This window comes from Ruegeria lacuscaerulensis (genome assembly GCF_013034685.1).
Taxonomy (GTDB): domain Bacteria; phylum Pseudomonadota; class Alphaproteobacteria; order Rhodobacterales; family Rhodobacteraceae; genus Ruegeria; species Ruegeria lacuscaerulensis_B.
This window is the reverse complement of sequence record NZ_WQGO01000004.1, coordinates 415,006-436,927: the sequence shown is the minus strand read 5'-3', so window position 1 is coordinate 436,927 and position 21,922 is coordinate 415,006. Positions and strand designations below refer to the sequence as shown.

The 21,922-nt window shown below is 55.5% G+C and carries 15 protein-coding genes; 9 read left to right on the top strand and 6 right to left on the bottom strand.

Translation table 11 applies throughout. The features are described from left to right. Positions 1–143: 143 nt before the first annotated feature. The 3 genes from GOV80_RS13260 to arsJ are packed head-to-tail and all read left to right on the top strand — an operon-like array spanning position 144 to position 3,234. On the top strand, positions 144–977 hold the full coding sequence (locus GOV80_RS13260; RefSeq protein ID WP_170770677.1) for an arsenate reductase/protein-tyrosine-phosphatase family protein: 834 nt from the start codon (positions 144–146) through the stop codon (positions 975–977). Continuing rightward, positions 974–1,972, top strand: coding sequence for an ArsJ-associated glyceraldehyde-3-phosphate dehydrogenase (locus tag GOV80_RS13255; protein WP_170785355.1), 999 nt, complete (start codon positions 974–976; stop codon positions 1,970–1,972). The genes GOV80_RS13260 and GOV80_RS13255 overlap by 4 nt, the downstream gene beginning before the upstream one ends. Next, positions 1,969–3,234 (top strand): organoarsenical effux MFS transporter ArsJ, encoded by a 1,266-nt coding sequence (gene arsJ / locus GOV80_RS13250; protein ID WP_170785353.1) that lies wholly within the window; start codon positions 1,969–1,971, stop codon positions 3,232–3,234. The genes GOV80_RS13255 and arsJ overlap by 4 nt, the downstream gene beginning before the upstream one ends. A gap of 43 nt (positions 3,235–3,277) precedes the next feature. Here the strand turns inward: arsJ and glf are convergent, their stop codons facing one another. Genes glf through GOV80_RS13235 form a run of 3 tightly spaced genes read right to left on the bottom strand, consistent with a single transcriptional unit; the run spans position 3,278 to position 6,123 of the window. Beyond that, entirely contained in the window at positions 3,278–4,435 is a 1,158-nt protein-coding gene (gene glf, locus GOV80_RS13245; RefSeq protein ID WP_170785351.1) for a UDP-galactopyranose mutase, read from the bottom strand. Continuing rightward, entirely contained in the window at positions 4,436–5,326 is an 891-nt protein-coding gene (locus GOV80_RS13240; RefSeq protein ID WP_170785349.1) for a hypothetical protein, read from the bottom strand. Beyond that, positions 5,323–6,123, bottom strand: a complete 801-nt coding sequence (locus GOV80_RS13235; RefSeq protein ID WP_170785347.1) for a glycosyltransferase family 25 protein — start codon at positions 6,121–6,123, stop codon at positions 5,323–5,325. The genes GOV80_RS13240 and GOV80_RS13235 overlap by 4 nt, the downstream gene beginning before the upstream one ends. 504 nt (positions 6,124–6,627) lie before the next feature. On the opposite strand from GOV80_RS13235, the gene GOV80_RS13230 reads away from it, so the two are divergent. The 3 genes from GOV80_RS13230 (at position 6,628) to GOV80_RS13220 (ending at position 12,928) form a co-directional block, all read left to right on the top strand. Then, positions 6,628–8,412 (top strand): ABC transporter ATP-binding protein, encoded by a 1,785-nt coding sequence (locus GOV80_RS13230; RefSeq protein WP_170770664.1) that lies wholly within the window; start codon positions 6,628–6,630, stop codon positions 8,410–8,412. Between the two features lie 280 nt (positions 8,413–8,692). Further along, complete coding sequence (locus GOV80_RS13225) at positions 8,693–10,933, top strand: matrixin family metalloprotease (protein ID WP_170785345.1); 2,241 nt, start codon at positions 8,693–8,695, stop codon at positions 10,931–10,933. A 273-nt stretch (positions 10,934–11,206) separates the two neighbouring features. Next, positions 11,207–12,928: an adenylate/guanylate cyclase domain-containing protein gene (locus tag GOV80_RS13220; protein WP_170785343.1), complete on the top strand. Its 1,722-nt coding sequence runs from the start codon at positions 11,207–11,209 to the stop codon at positions 12,926–12,928. A gap of 297 nt (positions 12,929–13,225) precedes the next feature. Here GOV80_RS13220 and GOV80_RS13215 read toward each other — a convergent pair whose 3' ends face one another. Then, on the bottom strand, positions 13,226–14,371 hold the full coding sequence (locus tag GOV80_RS13215) for a glycosyltransferase (protein WP_170785341.1): 1,146 nt from the start codon (positions 14,369–14,371) through the stop codon (positions 13,226–13,228). Between the two features lie 555 nt (positions 14,372–14,926). On the opposite strand from GOV80_RS13215, the gene GOV80_RS13210 reads away from it, so the two are divergent. Both GOV80_RS13210 and GOV80_RS13205 read left to right on the top strand, forming a co-directional pair. After that, positions 14,927–15,865, top strand: coding sequence for an NAD-dependent epimerase/dehydratase family protein (locus GOV80_RS13210; RefSeq protein WP_170785339.1), 939 nt, complete (start codon positions 14,927–14,929; stop codon positions 15,863–15,865). Between the two features lies 1 nt (position 15,866). Further along, complete coding sequence (locus tag GOV80_RS13205; protein WP_170785337.1) at positions 15,867–17,189, top strand: protoporphyrinogen/coproporphyrinogen oxidase; 1,323 nt, start codon at positions 15,867–15,869, stop codon at positions 17,187–17,189. Between the two features lie 10 nt (positions 17,190–17,199). Here GOV80_RS13205 and GOV80_RS13200 read toward each other — a convergent pair whose 3' ends face one another. Both GOV80_RS13200 and GOV80_RS13195 read right to left on the bottom strand, forming a co-directional pair. After that, the gene (locus GOV80_RS13200) at positions 17,200–18,114 is read right to left on the bottom strand and encodes a sugar phosphate nucleotidyltransferase (protein ID WP_170785335.1); all 915 of its coding nucleotides are present in this window, start codon (positions 18,112–18,114) and stop codon (positions 17,200–17,202) included. Between the two features lie 146 nt (positions 18,115–18,260). Continuing rightward, complete coding sequence (locus GOV80_RS13195; protein ID WP_170773037.1) at positions 18,261–19,586, bottom strand: O-antigen ligase family protein; 1,326 nt, start codon at positions 19,584–19,586, stop codon at positions 18,261–18,263. A 292-nt stretch (positions 19,587–19,878) separates the two neighbouring features. On the opposite strand from GOV80_RS13195, the gene GOV80_RS13190 reads away from it, so the two are divergent. After that, on the top strand, positions 19,879–21,306 hold the full coding sequence (locus tag GOV80_RS13190) for an oligosaccharide flippase family protein (RefSeq protein WP_170785333.1): 1,428 nt from the start codon (positions 19,879–19,881) through the stop codon (positions 21,304–21,306). Positions 21,307–21,922: the final 616 nt, after the last annotated feature.

Genomic DNA, 21,922 nt, shown 5'->3' with positions numbered 1-21,922 from the left:
AAGCGAGGGCTCGTTTAAACCGTCCGGGTCAGGCGCGCAAGCCCAGTTCTTAGGCTCTGGGTGCAGAACCCTTACTGTGAAATTTTTGTAACAGCGCTGAATAGTGGTTGTCGCACATCCCTTATTTCAATATTTCGTGAAATATGGAATATGAAACAACAGATCAGTTGGCCACCCTGGGCCATCCGCAGCGGTTAATGGTGTTTCGCATGCTTATGCGACGCTTTCCTGACACTGTTCCTGCCGGTGAACTGGCAGTGCAGCTGGATATTAAACCCAGCACCTTGTCGAACTACCTGAATGCTCTGCAACGCGCGGGACTGGTGCGGCAGGAGCGGTTGGGGACATCGCTGCTATATTCGATCGAGATGACGAATGTGCAGCACATGCTGGACTTCCTGCTGAAAGATTGCTGCAAAGGTCGGCCCGATATCTGTATGCCCTCCACCCAAGGAGCCAAGACTATGCCGGACCGGAAATACAACGTCCTTTTTCTGTGTGTGGGCAACTCCGCCCGTTCGATCTTTGCCGAATCCATCCTGCGCAGCTTGGGTGGGGATCGGTTCAACGTTTATTCTGCAGGCACACAGCCGACCTCTGAATTGAACCCCTTCGCGATGCAGGTTCTGGCTGACAAAGGGCACGATACTTCGGCTTTGCGGTCCAAGCATATGTCTGAATTTGCAGCCGATGGCGCGCCCGAGATGGATTTCGTGTTCACCGTCTGCAATCAGGCCGCGAACGAGGATTGTCCGGCCTGGGAAGGACAACCCATCAGTGGCCATTGGGGCATGGTTGACCCGGTCAAGGCCATGGGCACGGACGCCGAGAAAAGCCTGGCCTTCCAGAACGCCTATGGCGCGCTGAAGCGACGGATCGAGGCGTTTACCTCTCTACCCGTCGAAAGCCTGGATCGGATCGCTTTACAAACGGCCGTGGATGACATCGCCAGAACACCTGTTGAGGACATGCAATGACGACTTACGCGGTAAACGGCCTTGGCCGGATGGGCAAACTGGCCCTAAAACCTCTGCTCGAGAAGGGCGCCAAGATCGGTTGGATCAATGATAGCGCTGGCGACCCCGAGATGCATGCGCACCTGTTGGAATTTGACACTGTTCATGGCCGCTGGGATGCGGAATTTACCCATGACGCCGACAGCGTGATGATCAATGGCACGCGCCTGCCGTTCATTGGCACCAAAGACCTGTCCGACCTGCCTATGGATGGCGTGGATGTGGTGATCGACTGTACGGGCATGTTCAAGACTGAGGCTAAGCTGGCACCGTATTTCGAGGCGGGGGTGAAGAAGGTTGTCGTCTCGGCCCCGGTCAAGGACGGCCCAACGACCAATATCGTGATGGGCGTGAATGAAAGCACTTATGACCCCGCAGCCCATCACATCGTGACCGCGGCTTCCTGCACCACCAATTGTCTGGCTCCGGTCGTAAAGGTCATCCATGAAAATCTGGGTATCCGCCATGGTTCGATGACAACGATCCATGATGTGACCAACACGCAAACCATCGTGGACCGCCCCGCCAAGGACCTGCGGCGCGCGCGCTCGGCACTGAATTCTTTGATCCCGACCACGACCGGCTCGGCCACGGCGATCACGCTGATCTACCCGGAACTGAAGGATCGTTTGAACGGCCACGCCGTTCGGGTGCCTTTGCTGAACGCCTCGCTGACCGATTGCGTGTTTGAGGTCGAGCGTGAAACCTCTGCCGAAGAGGTCAACGCCTTCTTCAAAGCCGCCGCCGAGGGTGAGTTGAAAGGTATTCTGGGCTATGAGACCCGACCATTGGTTTCGACGGATTACACCAATGACGAACGATCCTCGATCGTCGATGCGCCCTCAACCATGGTGGTGAACGGGACGCAGGTGAAGATCTATGCGTGGTATGACAATGAAATGGGCTATGCGCACCGTCTGGTGGATGTGGCGCTGATGGTGGGGAACGCGCTGTGACCGAGCGGCCCGAAGGACTGTCGGCCTATATTGCGGTCACGGCGGCCTATTGGGCCTTTATGCTGACCGACGGAGCCCTGCGGATGTTGGTGTTGCTGCACTTTCATACGCTGGGCTTCTCGCCGGTGCAGCTGGCGTATCTGTTTGTCCTCTATGAAATCGCCGGGATGGTGACAAACCTTGCAGCGGGCTGGATCGCGGCTCGGTTTGGCCTGACCTCGACACTCTATGCCGGGCTTGGGTTGCAGGTGGTGGCGCTGCTGGCGTTGACGCAACTAGACCCTAACTGGGCGATTGGCGCATCTGTGGCCTTTGTCATGATTGTGCAAGGCGCAAGCGGAGTTGCCAAGGATCTGGCCAAGATGTCTTCGAAATCCGCAGTGAAACTGTTGGCCCCGACAGAGGGCGGCGGGCTGTTTCGCTGGGTGGCCTTGCTGACCGGATCAAAGAACGCTGTCAAAGGGCTGGGCTTCCTTCTTGGTGCGGTCATGCTGGCTACACTGGGCTTTCAGGCGGCTATTATCGTGATGGCGATCGTTCTGGCGGTGATCCTGTTCGCGGTTGTTCGGTTTATGCCTCCCGGTCTGCCCAAAGGGCGCAAGGGCGCGAAGTTTTCCGAGGTTTTCTCAAAATCTGCCAACGTCAATTGGCTGTCCGCCGCGCGGGTCTTCTTGTTTGGTGCCCGTGACGTGTGGTTTGTGGTCGGCATCCCAATCTATTTCTACGCCGTTTTGTCCGATGGCACGGAAGAGGGCAATCGCGCGGCCTTTTTCATGATCGGCACCTTCATGGCGTTCTGGATCATCCTCTATGGCGTCATTCAGGCCATCGCACCCAAAATCCTGCGCTCCCAAGACCGAACTGAAGGCGATCTGATAAACGCTGCCCGAAGCTGGGCCGCAGGCCTGTTCTGTATCCCGTCGGCGCTGACCGTGGCGGTTCTGATCTCGGACGGACCTCAAACATGGCTGACCATCACACTGGTTCTTGGCTTGCTGGTGTTTGGGGCGCTGTTTGCCGTCAATTCGGCGCTGCATTCCTACCTGATCCTCGCCTTCACCAAATCCGAGCGTGTCACGATGGATGTGGGGTTCTACTACATGGCCAACGCCACAGGCCGGTTGCTGGGCACGGTACTGTCCGGACTGACCTATCAGATCGGTGGATTACCTTTGGTGTTGGGAACAGCAGCGGTGATGGTCGCTTTGGCGGCAATCACCTCGGGCAAGCTGACGGATGAAAGCCAAGAGGCGCATGCCTAAACGCTAAATGCGCCCTTGGTTTCAAACTGTATGGATGCGCCGCTTACAGAACCGAAACAAAGAACGGCTTCAGGGTTTCCCCGTTTGAAACTGCGGCCTGTGCGGCGTTTGCTGTATCCAGCGCCTCGCGAATGGTGACGTCCATATCGAGATAGCGGTAAGTCCCGAGTCGACCCACAAAGGTGACATTTTGTGCCGCCTCGGCCAGATCCGCATAGTCCTTCAACAAGGCTTTTTCCTTCACCTGCCGGATCGGGTAATACGGGATGTCGTCGGGGCCCGCTGCGCGCGAGTATTCGCGGTAGCAAACCGAGCCCTGATGGTCTTCCCACGGGGCAAAATGCTTGTGCTCGGTAATGCGGGTGAAGGGCACGTCCTCGTCGCCATAGTTCATGACCGCGCAGCCTTGATAGTCGCCTTCATAGGTGAACCGCTCGAAATCCAAAGTGCGATAGCCCAGCCGACCAAGCTCATAGTCGAAATAGCCATCCAGCGGGCCGGAATAGAACACGTGGTCAAACGCGGCGCCCATTTCGCGATTGAATGTTGTTTCCAGCTGAACCGTGATTGCGGGGTGATCGAGGATACCGGCAATCATGTCGGAATACCCTTCTTCCGGCATTCCCTGAAATCTGTGAAAAAAGTAATTGTCGTCGTAGTTGAACCGTACCGGCAGACGTTTGAGGATCGAAGCAGGCAGTTCAGAGGGGTGGCAGCCCCATTGCTTGATTGTGTAGCCCCTAAAAAACGCCACATAGAGATCGCGGCCGACATAGCGCAGCGCTTGTTCCTCAAAGCTCTTAGGGTCGGTGATCGAAGTATCGGCCTGTTCTTGGGTGATAAAGGCGCGCGCCTCATCCGGGCGCAGGGTGGTGCCGAAGTATTGATTGATCGTGTGCAAATTGACTGGCAGCGAGAACACCCGGCCTTGGGATGTTGTTTTCACCCGGTTCTTGTATGGCCGGAATGTCGCAAAGCGATTGACGTAATTCCAGACCTCTTCGTCATCGGTGTGGAAAATATGGGGGCCATAGACATGAACCAGAACGCCTGTTTCCGCGTCGCGATGGGTGTGACAATTGCCGCCGATATGATCGCGGCTGTCGACAATGGTGATCTTGTGACCCCGCTCTGCCAGCGACCGGCCTATGACCGCGCCCGAGAGCCCGGCCCCAACCATCAGGAAATGCCGCGTGCTCATTCAGGGCCCTTTCTGTTTTGACGTGATGGTCGTCATGTCCAACGGCTTGGACACTTGCCGCCGCGCGATCTTGAGGATACCTGATCGGGCTGATCCTCTGTCGCGAAACTCCGACAGAACGGACATCCAGCTTTTGCACATGCGCCAGCCAAGCTGCACCCGCCCCGAGATCGGCTGCCCACCCTGCAAGATCCCGGCAAAGACGATGGGCACGGTGCGGCGGGTCAGATCGAACATCTCTTTCAGGACGGCCTCTTCCTGTTCTGAACTCAGGTTGCCGGATTCGACCATCGCGGATTTCAGGGCTTTGCCGACGGGACGGGTGTGGTGCATTGCGATCTGGTCCAGAATGGCGGTTCGGAACGCTCCGGCCTCGGCCCAGCGACACCAGATGTAGTCCAGCCCATAACCGCTCATCGTGCCTTGAAACAGGGGCAGGGCCTTTTTCAAAACATCCCTATGCAGGCACGGGGCCATGATCTCGATATAGTTGATATAGCGCAGCACAAATCCGGGGCATTGGCTGAAAACAAAATGCGAATAGTAGCTGTCGAGTGTCAGTGATGGCTGTGCGATGCGCAATCCATGAGTGCGCATGGCTTGAAACAGGGCGTTCACATCCTGCGCGCTGATATCCAGATCGTCATCCGGCAACCAGATGAAGTCATATTGATCCAGATCCCTGTCGGACAGCGTCTTGTATAAGCCATCCCACTTGCCGCCCTTGATCAGAACAGCCTCAACGCCCGGCTGCGGGGTGAAGGCCGCAAAAGCATCGTCCGAGAAATAACTGACCAGCAAATCGTAGTCGCGCTGCTTTAACGGCAAGTCTTGCCATCTGTGGTGCAACGAGTTGTTGCCCGCCCGGACAACCACGAGGTTTTTTTTCATGCGTGCTTTTGAACCTGACTATCTGCCCGCATCAATGGGGCCAGTCCTTCGATCATGTCCGGGTTCAGAGGGTGACTCAAGCGTCCGTGCGTGTATTTCGCCTGATACACCAGGTTACGGACAAATCTATTCAACGGTGAGCCGGGTTTGGCACGGCGGCGACAAGGATCAATATTGCTTTCGCTGTTCTGCCGTTCCGTAATCATTTGCTTGCGCAGGGTCAGAATGGGGACGTTGTGTTCCCAATAAAATTTCAAGTCGATATCAATCGGTCTCGAGATGGGCGCTTCGGGCTTCAACAGACGCTGTGCAGCGCGGCGACCCAGAACATAGCCGGTGGTTCTTGGAGGTAATCTGTCTGATAAAACAAGGTGTTGGTCTGCAAATGACGTCAGAACCTGAAGGTTATTCCCCGGCACGCCATCTAGTTTGATCATCACGTCCTCAAAACACTCGGGGCAATCTTCGAGAGCGTTCAGGAAAGGCTGTGGGTCAACGATAAAGGTGGCGTCGTCCTCAAGAACCAAGCTGACACACTGATCGGATTCGGCAATTATTTGCCAGATCTTTCGATGCCCCAATGTGCAGGCGACCTCTCCTCGACTAAGAGGCCGCTTGAACTTTACCCGGTTCATATCGGCATCGTAGACGCAGCGCAGATCGGCCTCGGCCATCTGATCGCCAGATATCGCGTCACAAAATTCGTGATGCAGCCCGTGTTGCGTAAGCTCACGCTCGCAGAAGCGCCGACGCTCTACATCTTTTGGTAGACTAAGAATGAAAGTCCGGATCGACACAATATGGATTCCAAAAATGCTCTACCGCGTTACTACGTATCTCAATTGGCTAGTACAAGCGCAATTGGCAGCTTGCATTTGCCGGTGCGACAAGAAGGTCAGTCTGGCTGACCGCGATGCAGAAAACAATTTATGCGTGCGCAACGTGATCATCGCTTTGAATATGGTAGTGCGTATATTAACGTGCTCAAGAGTAACACAATTCCGCAGTTTGAACATCGCCAAAATTGGGTAAATACAATTGCGCAGACTTCCGCCGTCGATATCTGCGCTGTGGGCATTTTGCTGCTTGGTAGCGGCCCTTTCCGAGTGCGGTCAGGCAATTTTAGGCAGGTTGTCGAGAGTTTGTAAGACTTGTTTCGCCTATAGACCCCACCTATTTTGACGCGGAACTTGATTGCCCCCGGACGGGGCTAGTCTGTCGCGGTGTATTATCTGCCCTTTTGGCAAACCGGAATATGGGCTATCTGGGCGAGCGCATGGTTTCACGATCTGGAGAATGCAATGATTAAGCGCGCCTGGGATGAATGGCGATCTGGCTATATGGGTCGTCTCATCAGCGAGAGCTTTTTTGCGCAGGGCAGACTGTATGCCGTTGCAATCGTTGCGATGATTGCAGTTGCTGCTACGACCGCAGGGGCGGCTTTCATGATGGAATACATCGTGGACGCCATGACCAGCCCGGAAATGAGAAGCTATGCCTCTTTGATTGCGCTTGGCGTTGTAGGTCTTTTTCTTGCCAAAGCGCTCGCTACCTATGTTCAGGCCATCTATCTGGCGCGGGCTGGCAACCGTATTGTGGCCGCCCAGCAAGACCGGGTGTATCGCAAGCTGCTGCGCCATGGGGTGTCTTTCTTTTCGGCCAATGAATCCTCGGACCTTTTGATGAGGACGACAAATGGAGCTCAGTCGGCGCGGAGACTGATTGATATCCTGGTCACCGGGTTTGTGCGTGATGCTTTGACCCTCGTGGGTCTGGTGATCGTAATGGTTTATCAGCAACCCGTCTTGTCGATCATGTTTTTCCTCGTTGGACCGGTTGCGCTGTATGGCGTGCGCCGCTTGTTGAAAAGCGTACGTTCGATCATGCAGGCCGAGTTCAAATCACTGGCCGAGATCATTCGCGTACTGCAAGAGACATCTGCGGGGATCAAAGTAATCAAGGTCTTTGCGTTGGAAGACCGCATGATTACACGGATGGACACCGCGATCCGCAAGGTGGAGGAGCGTGCAAACGATATCGCCCGGCTACAATCCATCGCCAGCCCGCTGATGGAGTTTCTGGCCGGTTTGGCAGTTGCCGGTGTTCTGATCGTCAGCACGATGGGTATCGCGGGGTCCGAGCCGCCTACTGCAGGTCAGTTGATGTCCTTTATCACGGCCCTGTTGATGGCCTATGAGCCGGCTAAGCGCCTCTCCAAGATGCGGGTTCAGATTGAAGCTGCCATGGTTGGTGTCGGTCTTCTGTTTGGCTTGCTGGACCAAGAAGACACGATGCAGGAGAGCCCCGATGCCCATGATCTGCTGGACGGCCCCGGTGAGATTGCACTGCGCAATGTGACGTTTGGCTACAAAGGTACGATACCTGTCATCGAGGACATGAACCTGACTTTCCAGGCGGGCAAGACCACCGCGCTTGTCGGTCAATCCGGTGGCGGAAAATCTACGATTTTCGGTCTGATCATGCGATTTTATGACCCCGATGAAGGACAGGTGGAGATTGATGGCCAGGACCTGCGCCATGCCAGCTATGCGTCTCTGCGGCGCAAGATTTCTTATGTTGGGCAGGATACGTTCCTGTTTTCGGCCTCGGTGATGGACAACCTGCGATGTTCTGCACCAGAGGCCACCGACGAAGAGGTGATTGCGGCGGCGCGGGCTGCACACGCCCACGACTTCATCACGGAGCTGTCCGACGGCTATGACACGCAAGTTGGAGAAAACGGCACGTTTTTGTCCGGAGGCCAGAAACAGCGCATCGCCATCGCCCGTGCGATCCTGCGAAAGGCGGAAATTCTGTTGCTGGACGAAGCCACCAGCGCGTTGGACGCAGAATCCGAATCTCTCGTAAAACAAGCTTTGGATTCTCTGACCGCAGATATGACCGTCGTTGTGATTGCGCACCGTCTTTCCACGATCCTTGAAGCAGACAAGATCATGGTGGTCCAGGATGGAGCCGTTGTTGAGCAAGGCAATCTGGACGAGCTTATGAAACAGAACGGCAGCTTCCGTCGTTTGTTTGACCAGCAGTTCAAGAAAAGCGCGGCTGAACCAGAGGTGGCTGAGTGAATATCGACTGCCGCTGTTTGCACATCTAGCTTTATGCCCTTACTGTTTTCTCGCCAGCGAACCCGCGATTCCTGACGTCAATCTCGCAAAATGCGTGAATGCTCACGAACGCGTGTCCTCTAGACAACGCTTTGGGTTCGGAGTCTGTGCGGGCTGGCATTGTGATTTGCCCCCGACGCTGTTTTGCGCCATGGCGGGAGTGTTGCCTTGTTAATGACAACTTTGGCGTGAAATTACAGCGCTGGTAACGCAGGCCTGAAATATTCTTGAGGTTGTTGATATGACCACTTTTATTCCCGGACCCAGTTCGGCTTCCCCTCTTAGTGCTATTCAGGGTGACGTTGCCTACGGCGATGGGAACCCCAATACCACGACGGTCATTACATATAATTTTGATCAATACCTGGATTCTCAATCCTGGACAGAGTCCCACAAGGCAGATTTCCGCGCGGCGCTGGCGGCCATCGAAGCCGTGGCAAATGTACAGTTTGTTGAAGTATCTTCTTGGCTAGAAGCGGATATCTACGAAATCATTGCCCCATCTTCGAGCAGTTTTTTCGGTTCATCGAGCACTCTCGGATATCACTATACGCCGTCTAACTCTCCGTCCGAAGGCGCGTTCAATACAGATTTCTGGACCACAGGGTTGGGCGGGAACGGCGACCCGGGTGGTTTCTTTTTTACCACTTTGTTGCACGAACTTGGTCACGCCTTGGGCCTAGGCCACCCGCATGACACCGGGTTGGGCACAACGGTTCTGAATGGTGTGACTTCGCCCTTCTTTTCGTACGGCGATGGCAACCTGAATCAGGGTGTTTTCACTGTGATGTCGTACAATGATGGCTGGACTCAGGTGAACGGCCAATTGCCGGTGAATGCGACGTATGGCGGATCGACCGGTCTTGGGGCGCTGGATATTGCAGCACTTCAAGCCATGTACGGAGCAAATACCACCTATAATTCCGGTGCCAATACCTATGATCTGGCGTCGTTCAATACGGCCGGTGTTGGATACCAGGCCATTTGGGACACTGGTGGAATAGACACAATTCGACATACTGGTAGCGCCGCCGCCATAATCGACCTGCGCCCTGCGACACTTGACTATAGTCCGTTCGGTGGTGGTGCTATTTCCTATGTCGATGGCGTACAGGGCGGTTTTACTATCGCTTATGGTGTGGTGATCGAAAACGCGTCTGGCGGATCAGGAAGCGATACAATTACTGGCAATGCTGCCGTCAACACTTTGAACGGAAATGGTGGCAACGACATCATTTACTCGCTCTCGGACGGCAGCAACAATAACACGATCAACGGCGGTACAGGCCACGATACCATCTATGTCGCAAACGGGACCGGCCAGGATACGGTTGACGGTGGTGAAGGAAACGACACTGCCATTGTGCAGGACAATAACGGTTCATTCACCGGCGGGACGGGGTTTGACATCGTTCGCTTTATAAGCGGATTGAATACCTACCTGTTCCAAGACAATGGCAGCACCTATACGTTCTACAACGTGCTGACACAGACCTCTTTCACAGTGTCCAGCGATGTTGAGCTTTTCGAGTTCTCGAACGGATCGCAATCGTATAATTACGCTGGCATTTCATCGGCCACACAAATTCTAGACATCGAGAACACAGGCACGGTTCTTCAACACGCGTCTCATGGTATTTACCTTCTGGGCGGCGGAAATACCCCAATTGCAATCACTGTGGACAGCGTTGTTGTCGGTGATGAGACGCTGGACGGTTGGAGTGCGATTCAAGCTGAGGCTGCTGGCTCGGGCGGGTATCGTCTTTTGTGGAAAACCGATCAGGGTAATGCGTATTTTGAATGGATCCTGGATGACCAGGGCGTTTATGTTTCGGGTCAAAGTGTGGGCAACGTGGTCGATGTCGAAGCGTTCTACGATGTGGACCTCAACGATGACGACACTATCGGCCATGTGACGACTCCGATCGAATCCGACGGTGCGACTACGTTGGCGGTTTCGACCGCAAGCGGCTATCTGATCAATGGCAGTGTTGGCGTGACCGAAGGGGGCAGCGCTGTTGGACCAGACAGGATTGAAGGCTGGAGCGCGATCCATGTCGAAGAGACCAATGAGGGCGGATATCGTCTGCTGTGGAAAACTGATGTAGGTGAAACGTATTATGAGTGGATCCTGAACGATCAGGGGGCCGTGGTGGGCGGGAACGCCGTCGACAACGTTGCCGATGTCGAAATCTTCTATGGTGACGATATCGACGGCAGCGGCACGACTGGTCCGGGCGAGCCCAGAATTGCCGCTCAGCCCCAGGAAAGCGTTGCTTTTGTCGACACCCGTGACTGGGATATGTTCGAGTTCACAGACGAAACCGATGCCGATGAGCTGACCCAAGAAGACGAAGCCGAGCTTTTGTTTTTGAACGGGGCTCAGACCGAAGCGCTGGATACAGCTGACCAGCTTTTGGATCTGACCGTCGCTGATCTGCTGGAGCATTTGCTACCGGACGACGATCAGTTCCTTCTGTAAGGCCGGTCTGACAAGTAAAATTAGGGGGCTGCCGATACCGGCGGCCCCTTTTTTGCGCCCTTCCTGAACGAAGCGTGACGTTGCCAATAGGACGGCCAAGGCCAAAAAAAACTGAGGTTTAAGCGGCATGGCGCGTAACCCGCTGTTCTTTCCACACGAAGACCACACCTGAACGTGAAGGCGAAAACGGATTTGTGGTGAATAATCCTCTACCCCTGCGTGTCAGACATTTTAGGTGATTACGAAACAAGCGATTGATCAGGGGCGTTGAAGATGGCCGTCAGACATCGAGAGATCAAAGCCAACGGGCGAGGACCCGTGACTCAGCAGGCCCGGTTGTGGTCGGGGCTGGTGCTGTTGGCCTATGCAGCGGGGCATTTTGTCAACCACGGTCTGGGGCTGGTATCGCTGGAGTGGATGGACCGGATGCTGGCCGTTATGTCCGCGATCTGGAGCTCGGTCCCCGGAACGGTTCTGCTCTATGGCGCCCTGGCGGTGCATGTGCTGTTGGGCGCGGTCTCGATCCTCAGCATCCGAAGCTTGAAAACGCCGTTCTGGCGCTGGTTTCAGATCATTCTGGGGCTGGCCATTCCCTATTGGCTTGTCAGCCATATCATCGTCACCCGCGGGTCCGAGTTGCTGACCGGCGTGCCCGTCAGCTATTTGCAGGAACTGTCGCTGCTATGGCCGGTTGCGGCGATCAAACAGAATGCGCTGATGTTGCTGGTCTGGGGGCACGGGCTGATCGGTGTGCATTTCTGGCTTCGACCGAAGCATTGGTACAAGGACGGCTTGTTGGTGCTTTTGCCGCTGGCGGTGGCCGTACCGATCGTGGCGATGGCCGGATGGATGACAGCGGCCAAGCGCGAGGTGTTGCGCCTCAGCCTTGATCCGGACGGGGCAGAGGCGACAGAACTGGCCTTGCGCTTGACCGAGGTGCGCGCTGCCGTTTCCGAATATCAGGCGATTGCGCAGGGCTGGGTGGTGATCATTCTGTGCGCACTGCTGTCCCTGTTCGTTCTGTTTTTGCTGGGCCAGAACCTGCGCCGCAAGGTGCGCGTGACTTATGGCGAAGGGCTGACCGTGGATGCGGCCCCAGGAAAGACTATTCTGGATGTAAGCCGCGACAACGGGATTGATCACCTGTCGGTCTGTGGTGGGCGGGCGCGGTGTTCAACCTGCCGGGTAGTGGTTCTGTCCGAGCAGGATGGCCTCAGCCCGATCGGCCCGGCCGAACGCAAACTTCTCGACAAGATCAACGCGGAACCGAACATGCGCCTTGCCTGTCAGGCGCGCGTGAACGGAGATGTCAGCCTGCGCCCAATCATCCAGCCTCAGCGCGCAGCATCGACGCCGTTGAAATCCGATCCGTTCGGCTGGGGGGTCGAGCGTGAGGTCAGCGTGTTGAACCTCAAGATCAAGGATTTCCGCCCATTCGTGGACAAGTCACTGCCCTATGACGTCATTTTTGTCCTCAACCAGCTTTTGGACATGGTGGTCGAACAGATCGAAGAGCAGAATGGCCATATCGACAAGTTCACCAATGACGGGCTGACGGCTGTTTTCGGACTTGAGACGCACAAAACCCAGGCCGCGCGCTCTGCGCTTTATGCAGCGGCCAAGTGCCAGTTGCTGGTTCAAGAGACGCAAGGCAGCCTTAGTCAGCATCTTGTTGAGCCGCTGAAGATCGGGATCGGGGTGCACTCGGGCCGGGCCATTATCGGACGGGTGGGCAAGACCTCGGACCAAGCAGCACCCAGCCCGGTGACGGCGATTGGCAATGTGTCGATCATTGCCGAGGCTTTCGAGACTGTCACCAATAAAATCGAGGCCGGGATCGTCTATTCAACCTATATGCATGAGATGTGCGGCCTGGGTATTCCTGACATGCTGGGTAAGACCGGCGGCATCACGATCCAGGGCGTGTCCGAACCGGTGCAGGCCGTCATTGTCAAAAACAGCGGCCCGTTGAAGAAAAAACTGGAACTGGCCTGAGGGGGCGATCACATCCTTCGCTCTACATGCCCGTTAAAAAGTGGGCCGAGATGGTGCGGGAGCGGGTGTTTTTGCCCTTGCGGGAACCAATTGATTCGGGAGTGAGTCATCGTTTCCAAAAAGCGAACAATAAGTTTCCCCAAGAATCGTGGACACAATTTTGCCACAATGTCATCCTGCTTGGGTGGGCGGCATGTTTATTTTAGCACATACTGGTTTTTCTGACTGGCTTTGAAGGGGTATTGAGTGCCACATGCCGCCCCACGAACTTTCCCCCATCTACCGACAAACAAGGGCCTAGGCCGTTTGGGCTGTGTCTGCGCGTAGCAGGGTTTCAGACATGCTGGACAGCGCTTGCCGTCTGCGAGCCATCTCATCTGATTCCGGCAGACCCAGCTTTTCAAGAATTTGCGCCCATCGGTGCAGCCAATCGTGTTTGTTTAGGGCTTGGACCATGTTGACCCGCCGCATCTGATCCAGCTTACCCGGCGTGTCCAACAAACCTGCGATCTGGTCGATGGCCTCGTCGGGATCCTCGGACAGGCGGAACACGGATTCTGGCCAATCGAAATACTGCCGATAGTCATCCGAGTCCGGCGCATAGCCGACCTGAGCGGCCCCACCGGCAATGCCCTCAACATGGCGGGGACCCCAGGCAATATTGCCTTTTTTCTGATCGGCATGGCCGATCTTGGCGATATCCACCATGAACAGTTTCGAATGCTGAACCAGATTTGCCAGCAAATCCCGATGCACCGCGTGTTGCGCCGTGGTCGGAGGTTTTGTTGCGGAATCATATAGATAGAAGCCCCCGCGATCCTTGATTGCCTTGAGTAAACGGTCATGCAGCTCGGGCCGTCTGCGTCCCATGCAATAGAAATCTATGGGTCGCTCTGCGGAAAGAGAGGTTGGCGCAAACCGGACCATATCCGCAGCACCAGGCAGGTGAATCACCGGTTTTCCGGTGATGCGATGCAGGGCGTCGCAGGCCTCGGCAAAGGCGCAGGCGATCAGGTCGAACTCGGCGAGAGACCGGACCAGAGGCAGGTGTACATGCAGGTCCTTGCTCCAGACCTCTTCCAGCACACAGACGGCCAGACCGCAGTGTTCGCGCCAGTTCGGGATCGCATCCAGCGTCAGCAGCTCCTGCGGTTTCTGGACGTCGCAAACAAAGATGTCATAGTCCTTTTGCAGCGTCACTTTCTGCGCACCAGACGGCCAGTGCCGGAACAGATCTGTTCGTTTGGACAGCCAGCGTTTGGGATCATAAGGCAGCGACCGGTCCCGTTTTCGGGCTGGGGCCACGATGTCGACCGCTTCTATTTCGGTCAGAACGTCTTCGAATTCGAACCCCGAACAGCGCGAAACGTTGTCGTTCAATCTGCGTTGAGAGAAGATCAGCACATCGCGCGAGGCGGTGGTGGAAACTGAGGAACTGGTCAACCGGCTGATCCTTTAACACAAAATAAGGCCAAACTATCTCATATGGCGGCCAAGCTTCCAAAGGTTTTTTCCGATCCTGCGCTTGCACACTTGTTCAGCGTCACCGGCAAACACCCCAAGTAAAGTCCGAAAATTGTGGAAAAACAGGCTGTCTGTGTTTAAGTTTTTGGGGGCCGGCCTAGGTTACAGAATCCCAGGCAAGGTAGATTTTGTTTGATTTCTGACCACGTGTCGTGCGGGTTGTTTTTGTTTGGGTGCCGTTGATGAAGGCGGGTGTTTAATGATTTTTACGGATTGTCCCTTGCGGCCTGCCGGCGTTGTTTCCCACAGGACGATTTGGCTTTGCGTGCGGGGTCTAATACTGACGTTTGCGCAGGCGTTTAGTTCCTCCACCACATTCGAAAGCACGGAGATTGGCCGAGGGATTCGAATTGACGCCTCTGCATCGGGTGCACAATGTCCATTTTTTACATCTACTGTTTCTGAAACAGATGCGACTTGGCCGCTCAATCCAGTCTGATTTCCTGAAAGCTCCGCAAGATAGTATCCCCAGCCATGATGAGTTCGAAACAGCAAAAACCAACGGTTCTGGTCACGGGTGCTGCGGGATTTATCGGACGCGCTTGCGTTCGTCAGCTCGCCACTGCCGGCTGCCGAGTCATCGCCACATATCGAAGTGGTCCACCCCCGCAAGTCTCCGGCGACGTGATCTGGGTCAACGCTGATACGACTGACACCGCGGCGATCCAAGCGGTGTTGGACCAGCACCACCCCACACACCTATTGGCATTGGCTTGGTATATGGGGCCGGGAAACCAGCAAGCGTTGGAGAATTTCCGCAGGGTGCAGCACTCGATCGACCTGTTATTTGCCTTTGCACAGGCGGGCGGGCAGCGGGTTACATTTTGCGGGTCGTGCATGGAATATGACTGGTCCAAGCCGATCAAGCTGCATGAGCGCGAGACACCCCTGACACCGGCAACTGAATACGGCGCGGCCAAGGCGGGGTTGGCTACCGCTTTTGAAAAGATGTGTGGCGCGCTGGATCTGTCGGGGGCCTGGGCGCGACCCTTCTTTCTGTACGGGCCGGGTGAGAATCCACGGCGATTGGCGGCGGATGTAGTGATCTCATTGTTGCAAGGGCGCGAAGCCCTGTGCACCCATGGGCGGCAGAAACGAGATTTCCTGCACGTCGACGATGTTGCAAGCGCGATGGTGGCCCTGCTGAACAGCGACCTTGAAGGTCCGGTCAATATCGGCAGCGGCACGGCCATCCCTCTGTCTGACCTGATCCTTGAAATCGCCCGTCAGATTGGTGCCGAAGACCTGGTGCGTCTTGGCGCGCGCGAAGCCCGGCCGGGCGACCCGCCTCTGGTCGAGGCCAACAATACCCGATTGCGGACCGAGCTAGGCTGGTCCCCGAAATTCACTTTGGAAACCGGAGTTGCGGACACCATTGCCTGGTGGCGCCGCGAGATTGCGAAAGAAACCTGATATGAGTGACGAGAACATCATTATCCTTGGGTCCGGCATGGCTGGTCTGGGCGCGGCCCATCATCTGCATGGCGCGGGCGTTTCAAGCCGGATGTATGACAAAAACGCTTTTCCCGGCGGTCATACGGCAACCTTTGCCCATGACAGCGGCTTCATCTTCGACGACGGTCCGCATATTTCCTTCTCGAAAGACCCGCGTATTCAAGATCTGTTTGCCAGTAACGTGGGCGGCAAATACGAAAAACTGCAGGCTTACGTGAACAACTATTACCACGGGGCCTGGGTCAAGCACCCGGCGCAGGCCAATTTGCACAACTTGCCTGATGAGCTGAAAACCCAGTGCATTCTGGATTTCATCGAGGCGTCCAAACAGGAAGTGGTCGAGAAGCCTGCGAATTATCTGGAATGGCTGATCTCGGTCTTTGGGGAAACCTTCGGTACGCATTTCCCGGCGGTTTACGGCAAGAAATATCACACCGTGGACGCCGATCAGATGAGCACCGTCTGGATGGGCCCGCGCCTATATCGCCCCTCGATGGAAGAAGTGATCCGAGGCGCGGTTTTCGCCGAAACGCCGGATGTCCACTATATCACCGACTTCCGGTATCCGACCGAGGGGGGCTTTATCTCATACCTCAAGCCCTTCATGGAAAAAACCGATCTGCATCTGGATCACAAGGTGGTGGCGATTGATCCGGTGGCCAAAACGGTTCGGTTCGAAAATGGTGTGACCGAGAGTTATGACAAGCTGATCTCCTCCATCCCGTTGCCGGACCTGATCCCGATGGTCAAAGGCGCCCCGCAATCGGTTCTGGACGCGGCTGCCAAGCTGGCCTGCACCACTTGTGTGACGGTGAATATCGGCCTTGCGCGCGATGATTTTACTCCCGCTACCTGGACCTATATCTACGACGAGGACATCGTCTTTACCCGCCTCAGCTTCCCGCACAAAATGTCCACCAAGACCTGCCCGCCGGGATGTGGTTCTGTTCAGGCTGAATGCTATTATTCCAACAAATACAGACCGCTGGACGTCGCGCCCGAGGATCTGATTCAGCCGGTGATTGATGATCTGGTCAAGATCGGGTTGATCACCGAGGATGAAGAAATCCTGCACAAGGATGCGCGTTTGATTACGCACGCCAACATCATCTTCGATCTGGACCGGGAAGAGGCGCTGCCGATCGTCCACAAATGGCTGGACGAGGTCGGCATCACCTATGTCGGACGGTTCGGCGAGTGGGGTTATCAGTGGACAGATGAGGCGTTCAAATCCGGTGAACGCGGTGCCCGGACCGTTCTTGAGACGCTCCAGGCAGTTTAATTCGAAACGCTTACAGGGACTTGTAGCGGACCCAGTCCCCCGGATTTCCGCCTCTGCCAATGCCGGGGCGATGACCGTCGCCGGTCAGGCGGGTCGAGCCGTTCGTCGGCCCGTTGCCTTGTTCCCACGTGGCCCAGGGGCGATTGCCGTTCTTCCACATATCTTCCAAACGGCGTTTGTCGGCGAGGTGGTCCATGCAGTACCAGAAGCCGGGATGGCGATAGGCCATCAGTTCTCCCATCTCCATCAGCTTGGGCAAGGGGCCTTCTTCCCACATGATTTCGTCGCCATTTACACTGGCGACGGCATCGAACACTTCGGGTTCCAGAACAAAGAACCCGCCATTGATCCAATCTGCGGCGGTTTCGGGCTTTTCCATGAACCCTTCGACCAGACCATCCTCGCGCACCTGAAGATGCCCGAACGTAGTCAGGGGACGCACCATAGTGATCGTAGCCAGCTTGCCGTGCGACCGGTGAAAGGCCAGCAGTGCGTCCAGATCTACGTTTGACACGCCGTCCCCATAGGTCAGCATGAAGGTCTCGTTCCCCAGATAGGGCTGTAGCCGAGCCAGACGCCCGCCTGTCATCGTGTCGACGCCAGTGTCGATCAAATCCACGGTCCAAGGCGGCATTTGAGCGTCCAGCGCGGGGTTCCGGTATTCAGGTTCGCCAAACAACTCGCGCTTGGCAAAGTCGATCCTGAGGTTCCCGTCGTGTTGACACAGATCGGACATGTACTGCTTGATCAGATCGCCCATATACCCAAGGGCCAGCACGAATTCATGATGACCATAGGTCGAATAATGCTGCATGATGTGCCAGAGGATCGGCCGGTTGGCGATTTCCACCAATGGCTTGGGACGAATGCGGGTTTCTTCTATCAGGCGAGAGCCCTTACCGCCTGCGAATATTGCTGTCTTCAACTGGGCCTCCCCCAAATACCTTTGAATCGAAATTGATCTCGATACGCGAATGGCCAGAGTCCACACCACCCACCGTGCGCCTGTCAATCTTTCTGCAACTGCATAGGGTCCGAAATTACCCTTTGCTTAGAAAAAAGTCGCAACATTCACGTGGGTTTTGACACGAATTGGGAAGCGCGGCGCGTTCTGTTCTGGAGCTCATAGTGGGCCCGTGCATCGGCCCGCAGCGCGCGGGCGACCAGATTCATTTTGGTCGTGTAGGCCAGGAAGAAAATCCAACTGGAACTCATCCGGCTAAGAAGCGTGCTCTCGGTGATGTTCGAGAACAGGTACATCATACCCAGAACAAACACGAATACGAACGGATCGCGCTGCGGGATGTGGCGCATGCAGTAGAAAACCGAGAAAAAGAACCTCATTAGACCCAAAAATAGAAGGGCCACGCCGATAAAACCGGCATTCAAGAAGGTCTCAAGCAACCCGTTATGCGAATAATGCGGCAGGAACCCCAGCTCTCCCTTGCTGGCGTAGAACCGCAGGTGTGGTGCGTTTTCATTCCAATGGGCTAGATAACCCCAGCCCAACCAGAACCGCTCTTTAACATTGGGCCAGACCAGCTCCCAGATCGGGATGCGTTCGGACAGGGTGGGCTTGCGTCCGATCAGCGCAAACAAAGGCTCGGCAATCGGTGAGGCCAATAGGAAGGCAATCGTACCGACAAAGAGAACTGCAAACAAAATGAAGCCTATGGCCCAAATTGTTTCCAATCGCGGAACGATCTGACTGATCAAAAGCGCCGACATCGTGATCAGCCCGATGACCTGAGAGGTGCGCGATTCTGAGGCGATCAGTAAAAAGACACCCAGCAGGGCGCCGATCATAAAGACGGTTTTCAGCCGCCCTGTGAATTGTCGCGACGCATAGTAGCACGTCAGCATCGCCGTCATTGCTGCCAGTCCCAGCCCGTTTTTGTGGGCATAGATCCCGTTCCAGGTGTCCCCCCAGGGCGGGATACCACGTGCTTGCGGCAGGGTCATGATTGCGCCCATCGACAGGACCATCGAGCTCCCGAAATAGATGGCGAGAAAGATTAAAAGCCCACGCATGGACATCATGCTACCCAAAGCGATGGCAAACCCGGACGTCACGATCAAGGGAACGAGACGCTCGATTGAATAGGCGGGAAAATCGCTCCAGGTGATTGATAAGACAGTCAAACAGATCAACAGCGTGATCTCGGGTGAGGCCGTCATGCCCCGGATCAAGTGGCGATAATACAGCAACGTGATGCCCATGATCGGTATCAGCAGCACGATTTCAATCTTCTTGGCCAGCCCCATTTGCCACAGCACGATCGAGACCACATCGGTGCCAACCAACAGCATGATCACCAGACAGGCGGCCAGAATCCAATGATGGAAGGCTGCGCCGGATTGTTGCTGGTATTGTGTCTGTCGGGTCAGGGGCGTCATCGCTGCGTAAGGTCTATCCAAAGAATTTGCGGTAGGAATTGGCGCGCCTCATCGGGTCGACAGCTTGAATTGTTCCACCGGTTTTAATCACTCGGTAAAGTTTGCCACGGCCGCGGTGGACCCGGCAAATGAATTATGCGCGCGGCGCATGATCCAAAAACCATCTGTACATTCGACGGGCTGGTGTCACAGTAGCCAGACAGGCGAAAGGTCGGCGGACGTGCGGCGTGTCGACCGGGCGATTGGGATTGTTTATGAGTTTTCATCTGTCGTTTCTAAGGTCCGACCTGCGATGACGTGGTTTTTCGTGCCCAGAATGATGTCTGCGGTGATTGCGATTGCGATCCTTGTCGTGATGACCCGCGTTCTGGGGCCTGCGGATTTCGGACGTTATACGCTGACCCTGTTGCTTGGGAATCTGATGTTTTCGTTCACCTTCCATTGGTTGGCGATTGCGATCGGACGATTCCACCACACGCCGGAATTCGAAGGCAAAACCATCGCCATGTCCCTGTCGACGGCTGCGATCCTGGCTGCGTCGCTGTTCGTTCTGGCGGCTCTGGTGTCGGTCATCCTGCCCGGTGGGTGGATCGACGGCCTGTTCTTTGCGGCGATCTATTGCATCAGCCACGCGATGCACGAACTGGGAACCGCCTGCCTGCGCCAGTACCACGAGGGGCCAAAATACGCAGCCGTTACCTTGCTGCGCCATGGGCTGGGCGTTTCGCTTGCGGTCGGATTTGTACTGACCGGTGGCGGTTACAAAAGCGCGCTGATTGGCATGTCCCTGGGCGCAGCACTGACCGGGGCCTATGCGCTGGCGGTCACGTTGCGCCGCTCGGGCGTGGCGCGGCCAAAAGGGGCGGTGCTTAAAACCTATCTTCTGTTCGGGTTTCCCGTGGCCGTCGTCTCCTCCACCGCCACATTCTTTGCGATGTCAACGCAATCCTTGCTGGCCGTCTTTGCGGGGATGGACTACGCGGGCTATTTCGCAGCGGCGCAAACCTTGGCCTCCCGAACTGTACGCCTTCCGATGGAGACCCTGTCCCGCGTATGGGGTCCGTCGATATTCGAGGCGCTGGAAAAACGCGGCGCGCAATCGTCAGACGCGGTGCTGGAGCGGTATTTCTCGTTTCTGATGCTGATTGCGGTGCCCATCGTGGCCGCGCTGATCTGTGCGGCAAGCGTTTTTGCCAATCTGCTGTTCGATCCCGAATTTGCCGACCGAACCACAGGGTATCTGCGGGTTCTGGCAATAGCCTCATTTACGTTCGGGTTGCAGGGGGCTTATTTCAGCTTTGCCTTTTCGCGCGCCAAAAAGACTGGGCTGCAATTGGCCATTACCTTGTGTTCGCTGGCTGTGCATGTCGCGCTATCTTTCGTCTTCATCTACCTTCTGGGTCCACCGGGTGCCGCCGTTGCCTTTTTGATCAGCGGATTGCTGAGTTTTCTGGCCTACTATCATATTGGCCGTCGCATCGACCCCATTGCAGTGCCCGTGCCAGAGATATTCAAAGCCGCCGCTGGAGCTGTTGCTTTCGCACCTCTGGCGGTTCTCGCAGCTGAGTCGGGTGGAATCGTGTTACAATTTGCGCTGCTTTCGCTTTCAGCTGTCGTGATGTTCGTGGTTTTCGCATGCCTGCATCAGACGGCAGCTGCCGCAGCATGGCGGAAGATACGTGGCTGGGCGTCCGCAAGCGGATTTCCCTCTTCGAAGTAATTCAGCGTTAACAACTTCTTAACTGAAGACCGACAGATTCGAGTGGGCCGGGTGGCGCAAATTTGCCCACTGGCACAATGAATTTTGAATCCCGGCTAAAGGGATATCGTGGTCCTGAAAATATGATGATATGATGAACTTGAGATCAATTTGATGTGTTACCCCGCGACTGTTTGACTTTGGGAAACTATATTTTCCAACAGTTGCCCCAAAAAACACACATTCTGGTTTCAGGGTAGGCAGACGCAGAAACGACGCATAAACCAAGAGCAAAACCGATGGTCATATTGTATTTACTGTCAGGTCCGCTGGTTGCCGCAATGTGTTTTGTGGCATTTCTTCTAACGGGCACAGGCCTAATTCAGGCCGTGATCTTCAGCTTCCTGATCGGATGCAGTGCTCCGGCTCTGATCGCCGGACTTCATTTTCTATTCAACGGAAGGTTGCGCGTGAAGATCGCTGAGAAATCCGCCGTTAAAACTGGAAACTGACAAAATCCCTGCTCAGCGCAGGGACAATACGCGAAGGGCGGCAAGGCTTGTTTGGACTGGCCTCAGCGGTTTGTTTTGGGTGAAGTTCAGCCCATTTTTAAGGCAGCGTGTCAATTTACTTAGCA